Origin of the sequence: Sphingomicrobium arenosum, assembly GCF_026157085.1 — a bacterium.
Taxonomy (GTDB): Bacteria; Pseudomonadota; Alphaproteobacteria; order Sphingomonadales; family Sphingomonadaceae; genus Sphingomicrobium; species Sphingomicrobium arenosum.
In genome coordinates this window covers 606,498-627,207 of record NZ_JANPVN010000001.1, presented here as the reverse complement: position 1 = coordinate 627,207, position 20,710 = coordinate 606,498, and the positions used below count along the sequence as shown (strand labels likewise).

Below are 20,710 nucleotides of genomic sequence, written 5' to 3'. Positions count from 1 at the left end.
CGTAGCCTGATGACACCCGCAACACCGATCGACACGCTCTGCCGCATCATCCTTCGCGCCCGCGAATATGAAGCGCAGATCCCGACAAATTACGATAGCGACGAGAGCCCCGACAATGTCGACGGCGACGACGACGACGAGGCCTTTTCGGTGCTCGACGACGACATCAACACCAGTGTCGAGGAAGAGCTGGCCGGCGTGATCGACGATCTCGCCGACGACCAGCAGGCCGAAGTCCTCGCCTTCGTCATGCTCGGGCGCGGTGATTATGAGAAAAGCGAGTGGAAGGAAGCGCTCGAGACCGCCGCGGAAGAGAGCGACATCGTCGACACGTTGCTCGAAACCCCGATGCTGGCCTCGATGCTCGAACAGGGCATGGCCGTGTTCGACCTCGACTGCGACGGCGTCGGCTCGGTCACCTAAGCCCGAGCGTTACCCGAAAAGGACCAGCGCCCCAGCGCGTCCCACGGCCCGCCCATGTAACGATGCAGCGCCAGCCCTGCGACGGCGAGTGGGAGCGGCTCGAACTCGGCCTGTTTGCGTGCCAAGAGAGCCTTTGCCTCGGCGGGAGGCACTTTGTTCTGGATCGTGACATGCGGACGCCAGCCGCCGGCGTCCTGCGCGGTGAGCAGTCCGCGGAAATGATCGGCGATCAACGCCCGCAGCCGCTTCAGTTCGTCGCTTTCCACGCGATAGGCCACCCCGCGCCCCAGCGACATGAGCGACGCCAATGTCGCAGCAGGCGGCCGATGCTCGCGCGCGAGCCGTGACAGCACGCCCCGCACCTCATCTTCGCTCCCCGGTGGCAGTGCATGAAACATGGTGAGATGCGCGTCGAGATAGTTACGTTCAGGCGGAAAATGCGCGGTTCGCTCGGCGGTCAGCCGGGCATGGTCGGCCTTGCCGAGCGCGGCGGTGACGATGAGCGCGCCGCTCATGCGCTCGGCCAATGGTCGCGCTCGACCTTCGGGCGAGCATCGAGCGGGCGCGCCGTATTACGCAAGGACAGCACGCCCTCATCGCACCTCATGTCGCGCCAGTCGATACGATGAAGTGTCTCTCCCGCCCCCGCGACCCCGCCCGAAGAAGCGATCGCATAGGAAAGGCGCCCGTCGCGTTCGCCGAGCATGGCATCCACCACCGTCCCGACCTTCGAGCGATCGGGGGCATGAAGATCCATGCCGACGATCGTAGATAGCGGAAGGAGTCCCTGCCCATCTCGCTCCTCGCTCATCCTTTGCGCCTCTTCGCCTCCTTTTTGCATGGCGGCCCGTCGACCGAGCCAACGCCAGACCCCGAACAGGTTGATGAAAAAGAGGATGATATTCTGCCATATCAGGCCGCCCTGCCCTGTCGTCAGGCCGACGATGAACCAGGCGACCGAACCGATGGTGAAGATAACGAAGCCGATCCCCGTGATCCGCGCCCCGAGATTGGAGGCGGTGATCAACGCGGCCAGCGTGATGGCGACGGGGGCGATGAGACGGGCGATGTCTTCCATCCCGCCTCAATGCGCGAGCGATGCCCGCCGTTTCAGATCTTCACCTGGCTACCCAATTCGACGACGCGGTTGGCCGGCAGCTTGAAGAAGGTCATCGCGCTTTCGGAATTGCGCAGCATCCAGGCGAACAATTTCTCGCGCCAGCCGACCATGTCCGAGCCCTTGTCCGGAATGAGCGTCTGGCGGCCGAGGAAATAGCTCGTTTCCATCTGCTTGCATGGTCCGCCGAGCCCGCGCACGTGCTGAAGCGTCCGGGGCAGGTTCACGTCCTCCATGAAACCGAAGTGAAGGATGACGCGATAAAATCCTTCGCCGAACGCCTCGACGCTGGCGCGTTTCTTGGCACTGACGCGCGGCCGGTCCTCGATTTTCACGGTGAGCAGCACGGTGCGCTCGTGCAGCACCTTATTGTGTTTCAGATTGTGCAGGAGCGAGGGCGGAATGCCCTTGGTCGCGGTCGTCAGGAAGATTGCCGTCCCACGTACCCGCGTCGCGCTCGGGCAGGCCGATTTGATAAACAGGTCGACCGGCATCACATCGTCGTCGAGGCGCCGCCGCAGCAGCGCCCGGCCCCGCGCCCAGGTGGTGAGCAAGGTAAAGGCGATCGCCCCGATGAGCAGCGGGAACCAGCCCCCCTCGGGCACCTTGAGGAGGTTGGCGCCGAAATAGAGGATATCGACCGCGAAGAAGAGCGCGAGCAGCGGCAGCACGTAGCGCTTGCGCCATTTCCACAAGTAAAGGAGCACCACCGCGATCAGCACCGTGTCGATCAGCATCGCCCCCGTTACCGCGATGCCATAGGCTGCGGCGAGGTTCGAGCTCGACCCGAAGCTGATGACGAGAACGGTGACGGCGACGAGCAGCAGCCAGTTGATTGCAGGAATGTAGATTTGTCCTGCGGCATCCTCGCTGGTGTGAAGAATGCGAAGGCGCGGGATGAAGCCCAGCTGGATCGCCTGCTGGGTGACCGAGAAGGCGCCGGTGATGACCGCCTGGCTGGCGATGATGGTGGCGATGGTGACGAGCAGCACCAGCGGCAGGCGCAGCATGTCGGGCGCCATCAGGAAGAAGGGATTGGCGACCAGTTCCTCGGCCCCCGCGAGCGTGGGTGCCGACAGGATCAGCGCGCCCTGCCCGAGATAATTGAGGAGGAGCGCGGGCATGACGAAGCGGATCCAGGCGATCTTGATCGGGCCACGCCCGAAATGGCCCATGTCGGCATAGAGCGCCTCCGCCCCCGTGACGGCGAGCACGACCGAACCCAGCGCAAACAGCGCGCGCGTCGGCTCGAGCGCGAAGAAGCGCCCCGCATTCCACGGATTGAGCATTTCCCAAATCACCGCCGGGTGATCACCGATGTGCAACAGCCCCATGGCGGCAAGAACCAGGAAATAGACGATCATGACGGGGGCGAAGAATTTCGCGATCCCCGCCGTGCCGCGCCGCTGGATCGAGAAAAGCGCGATGAGGATTCCCAGCGCGATGGGAATGACGAAGGGCGCCATGCCGGCATTGACGGTGGTCAACCCCTCGACTGCCGACAGGACCGAGATGGCCGGGGTAATCATGCTGTCGCCATAGAAGAGCGCGGTGGCGAAAACGCCGAGCAGGATGATGCCACGCGACCAGCTCTTGCCGCTGCCCCCACCCTCGCGGGTGAACAGAGCGAGCAGCGCGAGGCTCCCGCCTTCGCCCTTATTGTCGGCGCGGGTGATGATCATGACATATTTCAACGTCACGATGACCATCATCGACCAGAAGATGAGGCTGAGCACACCGTAGATGTGCAGCGCGTCGGGCACCAGCATATGATGGCCAGCAAAGGTCTCGCGAAAGGCGTAGATCGGCGAGGTGCCGATGTCGCCGAAAACGATTCCTACCGCGCCCGCCGCCAGCTTGGCAGTCGAGCCGGATGGGCCATGATGGCCGTTGGCAGCATCGCTCATGCGGGTGTCGAGACTCCGAAATTGTCGCCGCGCATTAGCAGCGCTCGTCGTTGGTCGCAATCGACGCGACAAAGTGGCATTTGCTGGCTATAGGCGCGGCCATTGTCAGTAGAGGAGACATGAGCATGCGCATCGGCGTGCCCAAGGAAATCAAGAACCACGAATATCGCGTCGGCCTTACGCCCTCGTCGGTCGCCCATCTCGCCGCGCGCGGCCATGAGATGTTCGTCGAGACCAAGGCGGGCATGGGGATCGACTTCAGCGACGACGATTATGTCGCCGCCGGGGCCAAGATCATGCCCGACGCCAAGTCGGTGTTCGAAGCCGCCGACATGATCGTGAAGGTCAAGGAACCGCAGCCGCAGGAAGTCGCCATGCTCGAGCCGCGGCACATCCTGTATACCTACCTCCATCTCGCCGCCGACCGACCGCAGACCGAAGGTCTGATCGAAAGCGGTGCGACCTGCATCGCCTATGAAACGGTGACGAGCCCGGCGGGCACGCTGCCGCTGTTGAAGCCGATGAGCGAGGTTGCGGGCCGGATGGCGATCCAGGCGGGCGCGCATTATCTCGAAAAGGAACAGGGCGGTCGTGGCATCCTGCTCGGCGGCGTGCCGGGCGTGAACCCGGGCAAGGTCGCGATCATCGGTGGCGGCGTCGCCGGCATCAACGCGGCGATGATGGCGACCGGCATGCGCGCCGATGTCACCATCTATGACATCAACCCCGATCGCCTTGCCGAACTCGACCTGCATTTCGGCTCGACCATTAAGACGCAATATGCGTCCAAGCCGATGATCGAACGGGCGCTCGAGGAGAGCCACCTCGTCATCGGTGCGGTGCTAGTGCCGGGGGCGGCGGCGCCCAAGATCGTCAGCCGCGACATGCTCAAGAAGATGAAGCGCGGTTGCGTCATCGTCGATATCGCCATCGACCAGGGCGGCTGCTTCGAGACCTCCAAGCCCACCACCCATGACGATCCCGTCTACGAAGTCGACGGCATCATCCATTATTGCGTTGCGAACATGCCGGGCGCGGTGGCGCGTACGAGCACCTTCGCGCTCAACAATGCGACGCTGCCGGGCGCGGTGGCGATCGCCGACAAGGGCGCAGAGCTCGCCATGGCGACCGATCCGCACCTTGCGAACGGCCTCAACGTCTCCGACGGCAAGATTCGTCACGCGGCGGTGGCCGAAGCCTTCCCCGACCTGCCTTACGAGCCGGTCGCGGCCTGAGGCTGGTCGACGCTCGCCTGGGCCAGGCTGCGCGCTCCTTCGACGAGGGGGCGCCAGTCGGCCCCGGCGGGTGCGTTTTCGGCCAATTCGTCGAGCAGCGGCAGGGCGGCCTCCGCCTCGCCGCTCCGCAACAGCGCGAGCGCCTTGAAAAAACGCGGACCCGGATGATCGGGTGCCAGCGCGATCCCCTTGTCATAGGCGAGCTCGGCGGCGGGCGTCAGGGTTCCCGCATGATCGGCCAGCGCATTGCCATAGAGCGACCAGAGCGCGCCGCTACGCGGATGTTCGCGAAGGCCCGAGCGCAAGATGCCCGCCGCGTCTTGGGTCGCCCCGCGCGCGGCATAGCTCTCCGACAGGATCGCCCACTGGTCGAGCCAGGTAAACCGACCGTAGAAAGCCTCGCGCGCGCCTTTCAGCGACAGGGGGCTGGGCAAGGGCGGGCGGCTCGCGACGGGCCTCCCCTCGAGCCCCGGGTTGCCGGTGAGCGCATAGCCCGCCCCGCCGAACAGCAATGCGGCGGCGGTGAGGCTGAGCGCGGGGCCCCGCACTTTCGCGACGAAAAGCGCGGCCATCACGAGCAGGGCGAGGAGCAGCAGGAGAAGCAGGCCTGTCATCGGTCCTCGCTCCCGCGCTTGAACCGCCCGCGCACCATCCATCCCGCGAGCAGCAGCAGCAACAGCGGCACGATGAACAGCGGCCAGGCGACCGGGTCGCTCGTCACCGGGCGATAGCTCACCGCGCCGCCATAGCGGTCGACCAGCCAGCCCCGCACTTCTTCGGGCTGCTCGCCCGCCGCGATGCGCTCGCGCACGAGGCGGCGCATGTCGGCGGCCATGTCGGCATCGCTCTCGGCGATCGACTGGCCCTCGCAGGTCAGGCAGCGCAACTCGCGCATCAGTGCATGGGCTTCCGCCTCGGCGCGGGGGTCCTCGATCTGGACATGCGCATAATCGGGCGTGGCTGCCGCCAGCAGCAGGGGTAGTAGCGCAAGGCTCATCGGCGATACTCCTCGACGAGCTGTTTCAACCGAGCCACGTCCGCGCGCGTCAGCGGCCCTTGGACATGGTCGCGCACGATCCCTTCCCCATCGACGAGGAAGGTTTCGGGCACCCCCGTCGCCCCCAGCGCGAAAACAGCTTCGCTGCGCGGGTCGCTGCCGATCGCGGTGAAGGGATCGCCATGATCCTCGAGAAAGCGGCGGACCGCGCCCGCCTCGTCGCGCACCGCGATCCCGGTGATCGGTACGCCTTGGATGGCGAGCCCCTCGAGCAGCGGCGCCTCGGCGATGCACGGATTACACCAGCTGCCGAACAGGTTGACGAGGTGCGGCTCTCCGGTCGCGAGCGAGGCGATCCCGGGCTTGTCGTCCAGCATCGGCTCAAGCCAAATCTCGGGCGCGGCCTGTCCCACGAGACGGCTCGAAATGTCGGGCTTGTCGCTGGGGGCGGCCAGACGCCATCCGATGAAGGCGAAGACGGCAAGAACGAGGATCAGCGGCAGGTAGCGTTTCACCATGTGCGCTTCTCCCGATAGCCATCCACGTCGCTCGGATCGCGTCGCAAGCGGACATTTCGCAAAGAGCGGCCAAGCAAGGCGACCAGCCCGCCCAGCGCGATCAGCAGCCCGCCGCCCCAGATGAAGGTCACGAGCGGCTTCCACCATAGTCTGAGCTGCCATCCCTCGGCCGCGCTGCCGCGCCCCACGGTGGCGTAAAGCTGCCCATCCCAGTCGGTCAGCAGCGCGCTTTCGCTGGTATTGGTCGGCGGCTCGTTGAAGAGGCGCTGCTGGGGCGCCATGCGTATCGCGCCCTTCCCGCGCGTGGCGAGCAGATCGGCCTCGATCGCGGTCCAGTTGGGACCGGTCACCGGCATGACGCCGCGAAATTCGACGAGATAGGGCCCAACCTCTGTCCGCTCGCCGACGCGGGCGACGGCAAGCCGTTCCTTGGTAAAGGCGCTTTCGCTGGCGATGCCGATGGTGAGGATGCCGACCCCAAGATGCGCCAGCACCATCCCCCAGACCGGCGCCGGCGTGCGCCACGGACGGCGGCGGACCAGCGGCAGCAGGCTCGCGATGACGAGCCCAACGCCGAGCACAAGCCCCAGCCGCTCGAGCAGGCTCATCGACCAGCCAAAGACGAAAGTCGCCACGAGCATCGCCACACTGGCGCAAAGCGCGACGGGGACGCCTTTCGACAGGCGCTTGGACTGGCGCTTCCATGTCAGCAGCGGGCCGACGAAGAGGAGCGTCACGAGTAGTAGCGCCAAGGGGCCTGCGACGAGGTTGAAATAAGGCGGCCCGACCGAGATGGACGCCCCGAACGCCTGTGCCACCAACGGATAAAAGGTACCGAACAGCACCAGCGCGAGGATGACCGAAAGGAGGAGATTGTTTGCGACCAGCGCGCCTTCACGGCTGACCGGCTCGAACGGCGCACCTTCGCGCACATGGGCGATGCGCGCCCCGAACAGCGCCAAGGCGCCACCGACATAGATCGCCATGAGGATAAGGATGAAAGTGCCGCGCTCGGGATCGACGGCAAAGGCGTGAACCGAGGTCAGGAGCCCCGACCGAACGAGGAAGGTGCCGAGCATCGACATGGCGAAGCCGATGAGGGCGAGCACCATCGTCCAGGCGCGCAGCGCCTCGCGCGCGGCTAGCACCGAGACCGAGTGCAACAGCGCGGTCGCGGCCAGCCACGGCAGGAGAGAGGCATTTTCGACCGGGTCCCAGAACCAGTAACCGCCCCAGCCCAGCTCGTAATAGGCCCAATAGGAGCCCGCAAGGATCCCCGCGGTCAGGAACGTCCAGGCGATGAGCACCCACGGCCGCATCGCGCGCGCCAATGCCGCATCGACCTTGCCGCCGAGCATGGCACCGATGGCGAGGCTGAATGCCGCCGACAGGCCGACATAACCGACGTAGAGCATCGGCGGGTGGAAGACGAGGCCGGGGTCTTGGAGCAAGGGATTGAGTCCCCTGCCCTCGATCGCGGGCGGGTCGAGCCGCGCAAACGGATTGGAGGAGAGGAGGAGGAAGGCATAGAAACCGAGCCCCAATCCGCCCTGCATCCCCAGCGCGCCGCGCAGCACCTTGCCATCGAGTCCGCGCGAGAAACGGGCCATCGCTGCACCGAACAAGGAGAGAAGCAGTACCCACAAAAGCATCGAGCCTTCATGGTTTCCCCAAGCGGCGGCGAGCTTGTAGAAGGGCGGCTTGTCCGAATGACTGTTGGCTGCGACCAGCTCGACCGACAGATCGGTCACCCAGAAAACGCGTAGCAGTGCGCCAAAGGCCAGCAGCGCCAAGAGTGCCTGGGCCACGGCCACGAGGCGGATTGCGCGTAGGCGTCCGGCCATCTCCCCGGGCAGCAGCGCAAGCGCCACCTGGCACCCTGCGAGCGCCATCGCCAGCCACAAGGCGGCATGGCCCAGCTCGGCGATCATTCGCCTGAAACCGTCTTGCCAGTGGCGCGCTTCGCGCTTTCGGTCAGTTCTGGCGGCATGTAATTTTCGTCATGCTTGGCGAGGATGCGCGTCGCCTCGAAGCTGCCATCGGGCGTCAGGCGACCTTCGGCCACCGCGCCCGAGCCCTCGACGAACAGATCGGGCAGGATACCGGTATGCGCCACCGCCACTTCATGCGCCCCATCCCCGAGGCGAAAGGCAGTGCGCACGGTGTCGGCGGCCGCGACCTGCTCGATCGACCCCTCGACAACCATCCCGCCGAGCCGCAATGGCACCCCCGCTTCGACCCCGCCCTCGGCGATATCGGTCGGTGTGACGAAATAGGCCGCGCGGTCCTGCAGCCCCCACAGCGCGAGCAGCGCCGCGCCGCCCAATGCGACAATCGCGAGGATGACCAACAGCAGCCGCTGGTTCTTGGGCGCTACATTCATCGGCGGCGCTCCTTGTCGGCGGCATCTTCGGCGCGGCGCATGGCGCGCCACGACTGCACGGTGAGGATCGCCATGGCGGCGATGCCAATGCCATAAGCGGCGATGACATAAGCGCTGAAGTACATCAGGCCTCCGTGGCGCGGCGCTGTTGGCGCATGGCGAGTTTGACCCGTGCGATTTCGGCACGCATCCGCATCAAGGTGACGGCGATGAACAGGAGCGTCATGCCGACAAAGGCGAGCGCGAGAGGCCAGAGCATTGATCCGTCGATCGTACTCTTGCCTTCGATAAGGCTGATCGAACTGGCCTGGTGCAGGCTGTTCCACCATTTCACGCTATAATGGATGATCGGCAGGTTGACCGCACCGACCAGCCCGAAAATGGCGGCGATCCGCCCTTCGCTGTCGGGACCGCGCACGCGTTCGGCATCGGCCAGCGCGATATAGGCGAGATAGAGGAAGAAGAGCACCAGCATGCTGGTCAGCCGACCGTCCCATTCCCACCACGTGCCCCATGCCGGCCGCCCCCAGATCGAGCCGGTGACGAGGCAGAGAGCGGCAAAGGTCGCGCCCACGGGGGCAACCGCGCGGCCCGCGAGGCTGGCGAGCGGGTGGCGCCACACCAGCGTGGCGATGGCCGACACGGCGATACCGCTCCATCCTGCCATGCCAAGCCAGGCGCTCGGGGCGTGGAGGTAAAGAATGCGGAAATTATCACCCTGAAGATAGTCGGGCGGCACCAGAAACAGCCCGCCGATGAACCCCGCCAACGTCAGGGCAAGGCCCGGCCATAACGTCCACATGGTGGCGGGACGCGCGAATTTCAGGAAGCGGGCGGGATTGGCGAAACGATGCATCGCGGCCTGTCTAGCCTTCCCCTCGCCTGCTTGCCAGCCTCGACCGCGCCCTATCAGCGCCCGATGAGCGCCTGCGCCATGGCATCGGCGACACTGGCGGGATCACGACCGCTGCTCGCGGCTTCGTTCCAGATCCGCTCGAGGCGGCCCGGGATGGCATCGATGCGCTGGCGCACGAGGTCGGCGCCGCCATCGGCGAGATATTCGGTCGAAACGTTGATGATGCCGCCCGCGTTGATGACATAGTCGGGGGCATAGAGGATACCGCGCGCGGCGAGCCGCTGCCCGTCGCCGGGGGTGGCGAGCTGGTTGTTGGCCGCGCCCGCGATGATGCCGGTGTTGAGGTTGGCAATGCTGTCCTCGGTGAGGATCGCGCCCAACGCGCAGGGGCTGACCACGTCGGCGTCGATGAACAGGATGTGGGCCGGATCGACGATGGTCGCGCCTGTTTCCGCCGCGACGGCCTCGACCCGCTCGACATTGACGTCGGCGATGGACAGCTTGGCGCCATCGGCGGCGAGGCGGCGGGCGAGATGACTTGCCACGCTGCCTGCCCCTTGGATCGCGACATGGACACCTGACAGATCCTCACGGCCGAGCGCGCGTTTCACCGCGGACTTGAGCCCGAGATAGACGCCGCGCGCCGTATGCGGACCGGGATCGCCACCGACTTCGGCGCCATCCTCGACGGGCAGGCCCGCGACATGGTCGGTTTCGCGGTTCACGAGGATCATGTCTTCGACGGTGATGCCGACATCCTCGGCGGTGACATAATGTCCGCCAAGACGGTTCACCGCGCGTCCGAAGGCCGCGATCATCGCGTCGGACTTGCTGCGATCCTTGTCGGCGAGAATGACCGCCTTGCCGCCACCCAGCGGCAGGCCGGCCATCGCATTCTTGTAGCTCATCCCGCGCGACAGGCGCAGCACGTCGGACAGGGCCATGCCCTCGTCGGCATAATGCCAGAAACGCGTGCCGCCGGCCGCCGGGCCGAGCGCCGTCGAATGCAGCGCGATGATCGCCTTCAGGCCACTCGCGCGGTCGGTGACGAAATGCACCGCTTCATGCTCGTCGAAATGGGGGTTGCCCCAGGGGGTCGTCATCGCCCGGCTCCGCCTCTCATCAGTGCCATGGAGAAAAATGGGGCGATCGACGGGACTTGAACCCGCGACATCCGGTACCACAAACCGGTGCTCTAACCAACTGAGCTACGATCGCCACAAGGGATGCGCCCTCCCGGACGCGCCGACCCTTTAGGCAGGGATGGACCGGGATGCAAGCGCCCGTTTCGTGTCGCTTTTAACATTCCTGTTGAAATCTGTCTTGGGATCGTCATAAGGCCCTACGCCCGTAGTGCGAGCGCTGCCCAGAATACGTATGTATCTACTCTGCAAGTTGTTGCGGATGGTTATACACCTATATTATAGGCACCCGCGTAACGAACTAATTTGGAAGGATGTCGTCGATGACGATGCGCAATGGCGATGGGATCGACCTGCTAGAAACGCTCGGTAAAGCGGGATTGTCGCAAAAGGCGGCGAAGGCTCTCGCGAATATTCCCCACCGAATCATGGACGTCGAACCGCGTCGCCCGTTCCGCGAGTCGGGCAGCCCGCGCGATGAAGTGATGTTCGTGACGCAGGGCCTTTTGTGCAAGTTCAAGTCGGACGGTGCCGGCCGCCGCCAGATCGTCGGCCTCCGGTTCCCCGGCGAAGGCATTCTCCCGGGCCCCGGCAGTCTCGATTACGGCATCCAGGCCATCGTCCGCTCCAAGGTGATGGTCGGCAGCCAGGCCGATCTCCAGACGGTCATCAAGGCGCATCCCGAAGTCGCTGAATTCCTGTTCCATCTCGTCCAGCGCGAAACCGCGATCAATTACGAGTGGCTGGTCAATTGCGGTCGCCGCGACAGCACCGCGCGTGTCGCCCACCTGCTGCTCGAGACCGCCGCGCGGGCCAATGCCAATCCGGAGACGGACGGCATGCCCAACCCCTTCACCCAGCAGCAGATCGCCGACATCACTGGTCAGACGTCGGTCAACGTCAACCGCGTCTTCGCCGACCTCGAGCGCCAGGGGCTGATCCGCCGCGAAGGTCGCCGTATCTTCTTCGAAGAGCCCGGCGAACTGCGCCGTGTCGCGAGCTTCCACAGCGACTATCTGCAATAAACGTCCGCGCCCATGGCGCTTTTTAAGCCCGGCATCTTGAGAGGGATCGCCGGGCTTTTTCGTGGGTGCGACCAGCATTATGGTCGCCCGCCAAATGCGTCATGCGCACTCATCGGGCTTCACCCGACCGCCCCTGCGCCACCTTCCAAAAAGATCGGGCGCCACTTCCGCATCGGAAGGGCGCCCGCTCATGGTCGATCCGAGGCGAGGATGGTGGGCGCGGCAAGGATTGAACTTGCGACCCCACCCGTGTGAAGGGTGTGCTCTACCACTGAGCTACGCGCCCATCGCCTGGTCGGTGGCGGGCGTTTAGGAAAGCCCGCCCGACCTGTCCAGCCCCTTCGTGAAGGCGGCGAGGATTTATTTCTGGACCGCGTCCTTGAGCACCTTGCCCGGACGGAATTTGGGCTGCTGGCTGGCCTTGATCTGCATCGGTTCGCCGGTGCGCGGATTGCGACCCGTCGAGGCCTTGCGCTCGGTCACCGAGAAATTGCCGAACCCGACGAGACGCACTTCATCGCCGCGCTTGAGGGTCGAGGTGATGACCTCGAGCATGGTTTCGACGGCGCGGCTGGCATCGCTTCGGTTGAGTCCTGCGCGCTCGGCCACTTCCCCAATCAGCTCCTGCTTGTTCATGCGTTTCGCCTCCCAACGGAGCGCCGCGGACGAAGGGACTCGCCGAGCGCTGATGATCACAAGCCCCTGTTAGACCGTCTCTGACAAGAAGTGTCAAAGGGTGAACCGCCGTTTTTCGACAGAAAAAGACGATTCACCCCAAAATAGATCAATGCCGGATGGTTGTTTCTTCCCCGCCAGCGGTTGGCGGCACCAACGGTTCGGTCGACAGTTCGTCGGCATCGGACCATTCGATCGCGGTCATTTCCTGTGTCAGGGCATGGCCGAGCACTTCATCGACATGGCCTACCGGAATGATTTCCAGCGCCTCTCGAATAGTCGCGGGAATATCGACCAGGTCTTTTTCATTCTCCGCCGGGATGAGCACGGTCTTGATCCCGCCGCGCAGCGCCGCGAGCAGCTTTTCTTTCAACCCGCCGATCGGCAGCACCCGGCCGCGCAGCGTGACCTCGCCGGTCATAGCGATGTCGCGGCGCACGGGAATGCCGGTGAGCGTCGAGATCATCGCGGTGACCATGCCGATGCCCGCCGACGGACCGTCCTTGGGGACCGCGCCTTCGGGCAAATGGACGTGGATATCCTTCCTCGCGAAGATGGAGGGCTTCACCCCATAGCTGGGAGAACGCGCCTTGACGAAGCTCATCGCTGCCTGGATCGACTCCTGCATCACTTCGCCGAGCTTGCCGGTCGTCTTGATCTGGCCCTTGCCGGGAACGGTGACCGCCTCGATGGTCAGCAATTCGCCCCCCACCTCGGTCCAGGCCAACCCCGTTACCGCACCGATCTGGTCCTCTTCTTCGCCAACGCCATAGCGATATTTCCGGACGCCGAGATAGTCGGCGACATTGTCGGGCGTGAGCGTGACCGCTTCGTCCTTCTTCTCGAGAATGCGCCGCAGCGCCTTGCGCGCTACCTTGGCCAGCTCGCGCTCCAGCGTGCGCACGCCGGCTTCACGCGTATAATGACGGATCATCGCGCGCAGCCCCTCGTCGGTGAAGGTCAGCTCGCCTTCCTTCATGCCATGCTGTTCGAGCTGCTTGGGGATGAGGTGGCGCTTGGCGATCTCGACCTTCTCGTCCTCGGTATAACCCTCGAGGCGGATGATCTCCATGCGATCGAGGAGCGGCTGCGGCATGTCGAGGCTGTTCGCGGTGGTCACGAACATCACGTCCGACAAGTCGTAATCGATCTCGAGATAGTGATCGTTGAACTTCGCATTCTGTTCGGGGTCGAGCACCTCGAGCAGCGCGCTAGCCGGATCGCCGCGGAAGTCCTGCCCGAGCTTGTCGATCTCGTCGAGAAGGAACAGCGGGTTGTTGGTCCCGGCCTTCTTCAGGTTGGAGACGATCTTGCCCGGGAGCGAGCCGATATAGGTGCGCCGATGGCCGCGGATCTCGGCCTCGTCGCGCACGCCGCCCAAGGACTGGCGCACGAACTCGCGCCCCGTCGCCTTGGCGATCGAACGGCCGAGCGAGGTCTTGCCGACACCCGGCGGGCCGACAAGGCACAGGATCGGGCCTTTGAGCTTGTTGGTGCGCGCCTGCACGGCGAGATATTCGACGATGCGGTCCTTGACCTTCTCGAGGCCGTAATGGTCCTCGTCGAGAACCGCCTGCGCCTCCTCGATATCGCGCTTGAGGCGGCTTTTCTTGCCCCAGGGAAGCGCCAGCAGCACGTCGAGATAGTTGCGCGCCACCGTGGCCTCGGCGCTCATCGGCGCCATCGCCTTCAGCTTCTTCAATTCGGCTTCGGCGCGGGTCTTGGCTTCCTTCGACAGCCGGGTCTTGCGGATCTTGGCCTGCAATTCCTGCAGTTCATCGCCGCCATCCTCGTCGTCGCCCAGTTCCTTCTGGATCGCCTTCATCTGCTCGTTGAGATAATATTCGCGCTGGGTCTTCTCCATCTGCCGCTTCACGCGGCTGCGAATTTTCTTCTCCACCTGGAGCACGCCCAATTCACCTTCCATGAAGGCGAATACCATCTCGAGACGCTTTACCGGATCGAGCTCGCTGAGCAGGGCCTGCTTGTCCGAAACCTTGACTGAAAGCGCCGAAGCGACGGCATCGGCGAGGACGTTCGCATCGTCGATCTCGGCCAGCTGCACGCCCATCTCGGCGGGCAGCTTCTTATTGAACTTGGCGTAATTCTCGAACTGATCGAGCACCGAGCGCATCAACGCGCCCGCTTCGGGCCCATCTGCGATGTCTTCCTCGACGATCTCCACCTCGGCGCGGGTCAGCCCGCCCTCGTCCTCGTGAATGGCGACGAGGCGCGCACGCTGCGCCCCCTCGACGAGCACGCGCACCGTACCGTCGGGCAGCTTCAAAAGCTGCATCGCGGTGGCGATGACGCCGAGATCGTACATCTGGTCGCGCTGCGGATCGTCCTCGGCGGGATCGAGCTGGGCGACCAGGAAAAGCTGCTTGTCGTCGGCCATCGCCGCGTCGAGCGCAGCGACCGATTTTTCGCGGCCGACAAAGAGGGGAACGATGCGCTGCGGGAACACGACGATGTCGCGCAGCGGGAGCATGGGAAGGGTACGAGTAGTCATCCTGCTTATATGGGCTCGGGGACCCGCAACCACAAGCAGGGCGAGGGACTTAAGTCCTGCCTACACCAGCCCGCCGAAGCGATCGGGATAGGCTACCGCCAGCGCTGGCAGAGTGTTTTGCAAGGCATGCACGATGAAGGGCATGAACAGCCCCCAGGCGAGCGAGCGCTGGCGCCACACGACGAACAGCGTCGAGAAGATGAGGAACGGCCACCAGATGACGAGCCCCCAAGTGGCGGCCTGGACACTGTGCGCGACGCCCCATCCCACCGATGACAGGAGGATCGCCGGAACCGCGCCGACGAAGCGCAACAGCAGTGAGAGAACGGCCGCCATGATCAGCGTCTCGACGACGGGCGCGAAGATGATCAGCGCGAACAGCGCCGCCCCGCCCGACAATTGCGAGAAATCGGGGCTTTCAGATTGCGGCGCTACCGATTGGATGATCGCCGCAAGCATCAGCGAGCCGAGGATCGTTGTCAGATAGGCGAGCAGGATGGTGAGTGCGGGCCGGGTCGGACGCGCGAGGAAGGAAGGCACGATGGCGGGCAGTTCGACCGCGCCCCGAACCGTCGGCGCGCCGGCCGTTCCTGCCTCGCTCATTTCCTGTGCCTCCTTAGGCCGCGCTATCGCTCGCCGCGGCCTTGTCCTTGCCCTTCTTGGCATAGACGCGCACCGGCTCCTTGCGGCCTTCGACGACATCGGCGTCGATATGCACCTCGTCGACGCCCTCCATGGAAGGCAGGTCGAACATGGTGTCGAGCAGCATGCCCTCGAGGATCGAGCGCAGGCCACGCGCACCGGTCTTGCGCTCGATCGCCTTCTTGGCGACCGCGAGCAGCGCATCGTCGGTGAAGACGAGCTCGACATTCTCCATCTCGAACAGCTTGGCATATTGCTTGACCAGCGCGTTCTTCGGCTCCTTCAGGATCTTGACGAGCGCATCCTCGTCCAGGTCCTCGAGCGTCGCGATGACCGGCATACGGCCGATGAATTCGGGGATGAGGCCGAATTTCATGAGATCTTCGGGCTCGGTATGCTTCAGCGTCTCGCCGACACGCTTTTCCTCGGGCGCGGCGACATGCGCGCCAAAGCCGATCGACTTCTTTTGGAGGCGATCGCCGATGACCTTCTCGAGGCCCGCGAAGGCGCCGCCGCAGATGAACAGGATGTTGGTCGTGTCGACCTGCAGGAATTCCTGCTGCGGATGCTTGCGCCCGCCCTGCGGCGGGACCGAAGCGGTGGTGCCTTCCATCAGCTTCAGCAGCGCCTGCTGGACGCCCTCGCCCGACACGTCGCGGGTAATCGAGGGATTGTCCGCCTTGCGGCTGATCTTGTCGATCTCGTCGATATAGACGATGCCGCGCTGCGCCTTTTCGACATTGTAGTCGGAAGCCTGAAGCAGCTTCAGAATGATGTTCTCGACATCCTCGCCCACGTAACCCGCCTCGGTCAGCGTGGTCGCATCAGCCATGGTAAAGGGCACGTCGAGGATACGCGCCAGCGTCTGGGCGAGCAGGGTCTTGCCGCAACCGGTCGGCCCGACGAGCAGGATGTTCGACTTGGCGAGTTCGACGTCGCCGCTCGCCTTGGCGCCATGGTTGAGGCGCTTGTAATGATTATGCACCGCCACCGAGAGCACGCGCTTGGCCTGCTTCTGGCCGATGACATAATCGTCGAGCACTTCGTTGATCTCGGTCGGCGTCGGCACGCCATCGCGGGTCTTGACGAGGCTCGACTTGGTTTCCTCGCGGATGATGTCGTTGCACAACTCGACGCATTCGTCGCAGATGAACACGGTCGGCCCGGCGATAAGCTTGCGCACCTCATGCTGCGACTTACCGCAAAAGCTGCAGTAGAGCGTCGACTTGCCGTCAGTGCTGCCGCCGGAAAGCTTGGTCATGTTCTTGTCACATCCTTCGTAACGCGCGTCGGTGGGAAGGTCCCATGCTAGGGCATATCATGCCACAGACAAGCGCAGAAAATCATTAACGCTGCACCTTCGTGCAGGCTCCTTCTGTCCCGATATGGAGCTATCCCCCCCGCCCTGCAAGGCCGACCTCGGACCATGCAGCGAAAAGCGACCGTTTTTCATAGGCTTCGACGCCATAACGGCCGCGCCTATTCGAACCCGCCGTTGAGATAGATGCCGACGAGCAGGACAAGATTGAGGAAAATCGCCAATAGCACCAGCCAGACGATCGTCGGCGGTCGTTCGTAGATCCGCTCGGCCGTGTTTACCGGGCCGTCGTGCCGCTGGGTGCGCCGCCCCTGCGTATTGGGGATGACGACGCGCGTGCGGGTCCGCTCGCTCGCCAGTTCGCGGTCGTAATGCTTGCGCTTTTCCCGGTTGGACAGGATCGAATAAGCGGCGTTGAGTTGGTAGGCATGATCGGTGCTGCTCGATGCCACGTCGGGATGGCTTGACCGCATCTTGGCGTGATAGGCTCCGCGGATGGTTTCGTAATCGGCATCCTCGGCCACGCCGAGCAAGGCATAATGGCTTTGTTTCATCGCACCGATCTGCTCCCCTCGAAACCGATACGCCCCTATCACGAAAATCCCCCGACGCCCATAGGTGCCGGGGGATTTATTTAACTCAGATTTAATCCGGTTGCGAGGCCGGAGCGACCACTCAGCTCGGGGTCACGTCACCCGCGCCGGTGTCCTTGTCCTTGCCCGGCTCGGGACGCTTGTCGAAGACCTGGTCGATGATGCCGAATTCCTTGGCCTCGTCGGCTTCGAGGAAGCTGTCGCGGTCCATCGCCTTCTCGATCTTCTCGAGGTCCTGCCCGGTATATTTGGCGTAAAGCGAGTTGAGGCGCGTGCGCATGCGCAGGATTTCGCGCGCCTGGATCTCGATGTCGGCGGCCATGCCACGCGCGCCGCCCGAGGGCTGGTGCACCATGATGCGGCTGTTCGACAACGCTACGCGCATGCCCGGTTCGCCCGCAGCGAGCAGGAAGCTGCCCATCGAGGCGGCCTGGCCGATGCACACGGTCGACACGCGCGGGCGGATATATTGCATGGTGTCGTGGATCGCGAGACCCGCCGTCACCACCCCGCCCGGCGAGTTGATGTACATGTAGATGTCCTTCTTCGGATTTTCCGATTCGAGGAACAGCAGCTGCGCGGTGATGAGCGAGGCCATATTGTCCTCGATCGGGCCGGTCACGAAGATGATATTCTCGCGCAAGAGGCGCGAATAGATGTCGAAGCTGCGCTCGCCCCGATTGGACTGTTCCACGACGACGGGAACGAGGGCGGAGGCGATATCTTCGTGGTCGATGCTCATGCGGGGTCCTTTGTAATCAAGCTTGCCCCAACATCGTCATCGACGGCGAAGGTTCAACCCTGTTTGTCGCGAAAAGTGACGCGGCGGTCGATGGTATTGGGCGCGGGCTGCGCCAGATAGGCGAGCCGCCGCATCTCGCGCCGCCCGCGCGTGATCGCCGAGATGTTCAATCCGGCAAAGAAGATCATGGCGGCAAGGATGGTCATGCCGGTGACCAAAACGGCGGTCGGCAGGCGCGGTACCTGCCCCGTCTGGAAAAAAGTGACGAAGAGCGGGATGGCAAGCACGACAGCCAGCAGCTGAATCGCCGCCGCGATCCCGCCATAGAAAGCGCGCGGCTTTTCGACCCGAAACAGCGTACCGATCATCTTGAGGATGCGATAGCCGTCCGAATAGGTGTTGAGCTTGCTCTCCGAACCTTCGGGACGCGCCAGATATTTGGTGGCCACCTCGCCTGTCGGCATCCGGAGCTCGAGCGCATGGACGCTCATCTCGGTCTCGGTCTCGAACCCTTCCGAGGACGCCGGGAAGCTCTTGGCATAGCGCCGCGAAAAGGCGCGATAGCCGCTGAAAATATCGGTGAAGCTCTTGCCGAACAGGCTGGCGAGCAAGGCGGTGAAGGCCTTGTTGCCCAGCACATGGCCGCCGCGATAGGCTTCGGCGTCCTCGTGGTGACGGGTACCGACCACCATATCGAGCTGTTCGTCCCAGAGCATCCGCACCATCTCGGGCGCGGCATCGGGATCATAGGTCAGGTCGCCGTCGGCCATCAGATAGACGTCGGCCTCGATGTCGGCGAACATGCGCCGCACGACATTGCCCTTGCCCTGCTGGTTGACCGAACGGACGACGGCGCCGGCTTCACGCGCGATCTCGACCGTTCGATCCTTCGAATTATTGTCGAAGACATAGACGGTGGCGTCGGGAAGGACCTTGCGGAAACCCGCGATCGTCTCGCCGATCGCGGCTTCCTCATTATAGCAGGGCAGCAGCACGGCTACCCGCGGCGCTGCTGCCCCCACCATGGTCTAGTCGGCCTTCTTCTTGGCCGCAGGCTTCTTGGCCGCAGGCTTCTTGGCCGGAGCCTTCTTCGCGGGCGCCTTCTTGGCGGGCGCCTTCTTGGCGGCCGGCTTGGCCTCGTCCTTTTTCGCCGCTGCCTTCTTGGCCGGAGCCTTCTTGGCGGCAGGCTTCTTGTCGTCAGCCTTCTTGGCAGCAGCCTTCTTCTTCGGCGCAGCCTTCTTCGGGGCCTTCGCCTTCGACTTTTCGGCTTCGATGTCTTCCTCGCGCTCGAGATTTTCCTCGAGCTCCTCGCGAGTCACCTCACGCTCCGAAATCTCGGCACGCTCGAACAGGAAGTCGACGACCTTCTCTTCATAGAGCGGGGCACGCAGCTGCGCGGCGGCCATCGGGTTCTTCTGCACATATTCGAGGAACTGGGTCTGCTGCTCGGCCGGGTAACGCTGCGCGGCCTGCGCAATGAGACGGTTCATCTCGGGCTGAGTGATCTCGACACCGTACTGCTGGCCGATTTCGGACAGGAGCAGGCCGAGGCGCACGCGGCGCTCGGCGATCGCCTGGTAATCGTCGGCATCGGCCTCGATTTCCTTCAGCGCGGCTTCGGGATCTTCCTCATGGCTGGCCTCATGGCGAAGCTGCTGCATGATGTTGTCATATTCGGCGGCGACCATCGTCGGCGGCACCGGGAAATCGTGGCCGGCGGCAAGCTGGTCGAGCAAGCGACGCTTCATGTGCGTGCGCGTCAGGCCGTTCAGCTCCTGCTGCGCCTGGTCCTTTATCAGTCCCTTGAGCTGGTCGAGGTCTTTGAGGCCGAGCGCCTTGGCGAACTCGTCGTCCATCTTGGTCTCGTCTTCGACGCGAACCTTCTTGACGGTGACGGCGAACTGGGCCGGCTTGCCCTTGAGGTTCTCGGCGGGATAATCCTCGGGGAAGGTCACTTCGACGGTGCGCTTGTCACCCGCCTTGGCGCCTTCGAGCTGGTCCTCGAAGCCCGGGATCAGGCGACCCGAACCCAGTTCGATGTCCATGTCCTCGGCAGCGCCGCCTTCGAATTCCTCACCGTCGACCGAACCGACGAAGTCCATGACGACGAGGTCGCCCTTGGCCGCCTTCTTGGTCTTGGCCGCGTCCTTCCAGCTCTTCTGGTTCTTGGCCAGTTCGGCGAGGCGTTCGTCGACGACCTTGTCGCCGGCATCGACCGTCAGGCGTTCGAGCTTGATGCCGTCGACCTCGGGGGTCGGCACGTCGGGCAGCACTTCGAGCTTGACCGACACCTCGGCATCCTTGCCATGCTCATAGCCGTCCTTGAGTTCGACGGCCGGCTGGATCGCGGGCTTGAGCTTGTTGTCGGCAATCAGCTTGTCGACGCCGCCGCGGACGGCTTCTTCCAGCGCCTGCGCCTGGAGCGCATCGCCGTGCATCTTGCGAATGAGGTTGGGCGGGACCTTGCCGGGGCGGAAGCCGGGCATCTTCACCTGCGGCGCGACGCGCTTGATTTCGGCGTCGACTTTGGCCTCGATGTCCTTGGCGTCGATGGTCAGCTCATAGGCCCGCTTCAGGCCGTCATTTTCCGTTTCAACGGTCTTCATTTCAACAACTGGTCCCACA

Annotated in this window: 22 protein-coding genes and 2 tRNA genes; 3 read left to right on the top strand and 21 right to left on the bottom strand. The window is 64.1% G+C overall.

From position 1 onward, the window contains the following. The first annotated feature begins 9 nt into the window (after window positions 1-9). The gene (locus tag NUW51_RS02900) at window positions 10-423 is read left to right on the top strand and encodes a DUF3775 domain-containing protein (protein WP_265562581.1); all 414 of its coding nucleotides are present in this window, start codon (window positions 10-12) and stop codon (window positions 421-423) included. Here NUW51_RS02900 and NUW51_RS02895 read toward each other — a convergent pair. Genes NUW51_RS02895 through NUW51_RS02885 form a run of 3 tightly spaced genes read right to left on the bottom strand, consistent with a single transcriptional unit; the run spans window position 420 to window position 3,447 of the window. Then, a complete protein-coding gene (locus NUW51_RS02895; RefSeq protein ID WP_265562579.1) occupies window positions 420-938 on the bottom strand; it encodes a 2'-5' RNA ligase family protein in 519 nt (172 codons plus the stop codon). The two genes, NUW51_RS02900 and NUW51_RS02895, sit on opposite strands and share 4 nt — an antisense overlap. Continuing rightward, window positions 935-1,501: a PRC-barrel domain-containing protein gene (locus NUW51_RS02890; protein ID WP_265562577.1), complete on the bottom strand. Its 567-nt coding sequence runs from the start codon at window positions 1,499-1,501 to the stop codon at window positions 935-937. Before NUW51_RS02890 ends, NUW51_RS02895 begins: the two co-directional genes overlap by 4 nt. A gap of 32 nt (window positions 1,502-1,533) precedes the next feature. Beyond that, the gene (locus NUW51_RS02885) at window positions 1,534-3,447 is read right to left on the bottom strand and encodes a potassium transporter Kup (protein ID WP_265562575.1); all 1,914 of its coding nucleotides are present in this window, start codon (window positions 3,445-3,447) and stop codon (window positions 1,534-1,536) included. A gap of 125 nt (window positions 3,448-3,572) precedes the next feature. Here NUW51_RS02885 and ald point away from each other — a divergent pair, with 125 nt between their 5' ends. Next, a complete protein-coding gene (gene ald / locus NUW51_RS02880; RefSeq protein WP_265587910.1) occupies window positions 3,573-4,682 on the top strand; it encodes an alanine dehydrogenase in 1,110 nt (369 codons plus the stop codon). Here ald and NUW51_RS02875 read toward each other — a convergent pair. The 9 genes from NUW51_RS02875 to NUW51_RS02835 all read right to left on the bottom strand — a co-directional run bounded on the left by NUW51_RS02875 (window position 4,661) and on the right by NUW51_RS02835 (window position 10,654). Continuing rightward, window positions 4,661-5,296: a tetratricopeptide repeat protein gene (locus NUW51_RS02875; protein ID WP_265562573.1), complete on the bottom strand. Its 636-nt coding sequence runs from the start codon at window positions 5,294-5,296 to the stop codon at window positions 4,661-4,663. The two genes, ald and NUW51_RS02875, sit on opposite strands and share 22 nt — an antisense overlap. Beyond that, entirely contained in the window at window positions 5,293-5,679 is a 387-nt protein-coding gene (locus NUW51_RS02870; RefSeq protein WP_265562571.1) for a cytochrome c-type biogenesis protein, read from the bottom strand. The genes NUW51_RS02875 and NUW51_RS02870 overlap by 4 nt, the downstream gene beginning before the upstream one ends. Beyond that, complete coding sequence (locus tag NUW51_RS02865; protein WP_265562569.1) at window positions 5,676-6,197, bottom strand: redoxin family protein; 522 nt, start codon at window positions 6,195-6,197, stop codon at window positions 5,676-5,678. Before NUW51_RS02865 ends, NUW51_RS02870 begins: the two co-directional genes overlap by 4 nt. Beyond that, entirely contained in the window at window positions 6,191-8,128 is a 1,938-nt protein-coding gene (locus NUW51_RS02860) for a heme lyase CcmF/NrfE family subunit (protein WP_265562567.1), read from the bottom strand. Before NUW51_RS02860 ends, NUW51_RS02865 begins: the two co-directional genes overlap by 7 nt. Further along, a complete protein-coding gene (gene ccmE / locus NUW51_RS02855) occupies window positions 8,125-8,580 on the bottom strand; it encodes a cytochrome c maturation protein CcmE (protein ID WP_265562565.1) in 456 nt (151 codons plus the stop codon). Before ccmE ends, NUW51_RS02860 begins: the two co-directional genes overlap by 4 nt. Next, on the bottom strand, window positions 8,577-8,705 hold the full coding sequence (gene ccmD / locus NUW51_RS02850; protein WP_265562563.1) for a heme exporter protein CcmD: 129 nt from the start codon (window positions 8,703-8,705) through the stop codon (window positions 8,577-8,579). Before ccmD ends, ccmE begins: the two co-directional genes overlap by 4 nt. After that, a complete protein-coding gene (gene ccmC, locus NUW51_RS02845; RefSeq protein ID WP_265562561.1) occupies window positions 8,705-9,436 on the bottom strand; it encodes a heme ABC transporter permease CcmC in 732 nt (243 codons plus the stop codon). Before ccmC ends, ccmD begins: the two co-directional genes overlap by 1 nt. 53 nt (window positions 9,437-9,489) lie before the next feature. Continuing rightward, on the bottom strand, window positions 9,490-10,539 hold the full coding sequence (locus tag NUW51_RS02840; RefSeq protein WP_265562559.1) for a Glu/Leu/Phe/Val family dehydrogenase: 1,050 nt from the start codon (window positions 10,537-10,539) through the stop codon (window positions 9,490-9,492). 38 nt (window positions 10,540-10,577) lie between these two features. After that, window positions 10,578-10,654, bottom strand: a tRNA-His gene (locus tag NUW51_RS02835). Between the two features lie 247 nt (window positions 10,655-10,901). Here NUW51_RS02835 and NUW51_RS02830 point away from each other — a divergent pair. Further along, window positions 10,902-11,603, top strand: coding sequence for a Crp/Fnr family transcriptional regulator (locus tag NUW51_RS02830; protein WP_265562558.1), 702 nt, complete (start codon window positions 10,902-10,904; stop codon window positions 11,601-11,603). Window positions 11,604-11,814: 211 nt separating this feature from the next. On the opposite strand, the gene NUW51_RS02825 is transcribed toward NUW51_RS02830, so the two are convergent. The 9 genes from NUW51_RS02825 to tig all read right to left on the bottom strand — a co-directional run bounded on the left by NUW51_RS02825 (window position 11,815) and on the right by tig (window position 20,691). Further along, window positions 11,815-11,889: transfer RNA gene (locus NUW51_RS02825), tRNA-Val, on the bottom strand. Window positions 11,890-11,963: 74 nt separating this feature from the next. Then, the gene (locus tag NUW51_RS02820; protein WP_245109222.1) at window positions 11,964-12,239 is read right to left on the bottom strand and encodes an HU family DNA-binding protein; all 276 of its coding nucleotides are present in this window, start codon (window positions 12,237-12,239) and stop codon (window positions 11,964-11,966) included. Between the two features lie 148 nt (window positions 12,240-12,387). After that, window positions 12,388-14,790 (bottom strand): endopeptidase La, encoded by a 2,403-nt coding sequence (gene lon, locus NUW51_RS02815; RefSeq protein ID WP_265562557.1) that lies wholly within the window; start codon window positions 14,788-14,790, stop codon window positions 12,388-12,390. A gap of 60 nt (window positions 14,791-14,850) precedes the next feature. Continuing rightward, on the bottom strand, window positions 14,851-15,393 hold the full coding sequence (locus tag NUW51_RS02810) for a CPBP family intramembrane glutamic endopeptidase (protein WP_265562556.1): 543 nt from the start codon (window positions 15,391-15,393) through the stop codon (window positions 14,851-14,853). A gap of 13 nt (window positions 15,394-15,406) precedes the next feature. Then, window positions 15,407-16,693, bottom strand: coding sequence for an ATP-dependent Clp protease ATP-binding subunit ClpX (gene clpX / locus NUW51_RS02805; protein ID WP_265562555.1), 1,287 nt, complete (start codon window positions 16,691-16,693; stop codon window positions 15,407-15,409). Between the two features lie 218 nt (window positions 16,694-16,911). Next, window positions 16,912-17,304: a J domain-containing protein gene (locus tag NUW51_RS02800; protein ID WP_265562554.1), complete on the bottom strand. Its 393-nt coding sequence runs from the start codon at window positions 17,302-17,304 to the stop codon at window positions 16,912-16,914. Between the two features lie 121 nt (window positions 17,305-17,425). After that, window positions 17,426-18,085 (bottom strand): ATP-dependent Clp endopeptidase proteolytic subunit ClpP, encoded by a 660-nt coding sequence (clpP, locus tag NUW51_RS02795; protein WP_265562553.1) that lies wholly within the window; start codon window positions 18,083-18,085, stop codon window positions 17,426-17,428. Between the two features lie 53 nt (window positions 18,086-18,138). Next, window positions 18,139-19,110 carry a glycosyltransferase gene (locus NUW51_RS02790; RefSeq protein ID WP_265562551.1) on the bottom strand — a complete coding sequence of 324 codons (972 nt, stop codon included), beginning with the start codon at window positions 19,108-19,110 and terminating at the stop codon, window positions 18,139-18,141. Window positions 19,111-19,113: 3 nt separating this feature from the next. After that, on the bottom strand, window positions 19,114-20,691 hold the full coding sequence (gene tig, locus NUW51_RS02785; RefSeq protein WP_265562549.1) for a trigger factor: 1,578 nt from the start codon (window positions 20,689-20,691) through the stop codon (window positions 19,114-19,116). Window positions 20,692-20,710 lie beyond the last annotated feature (19 nt).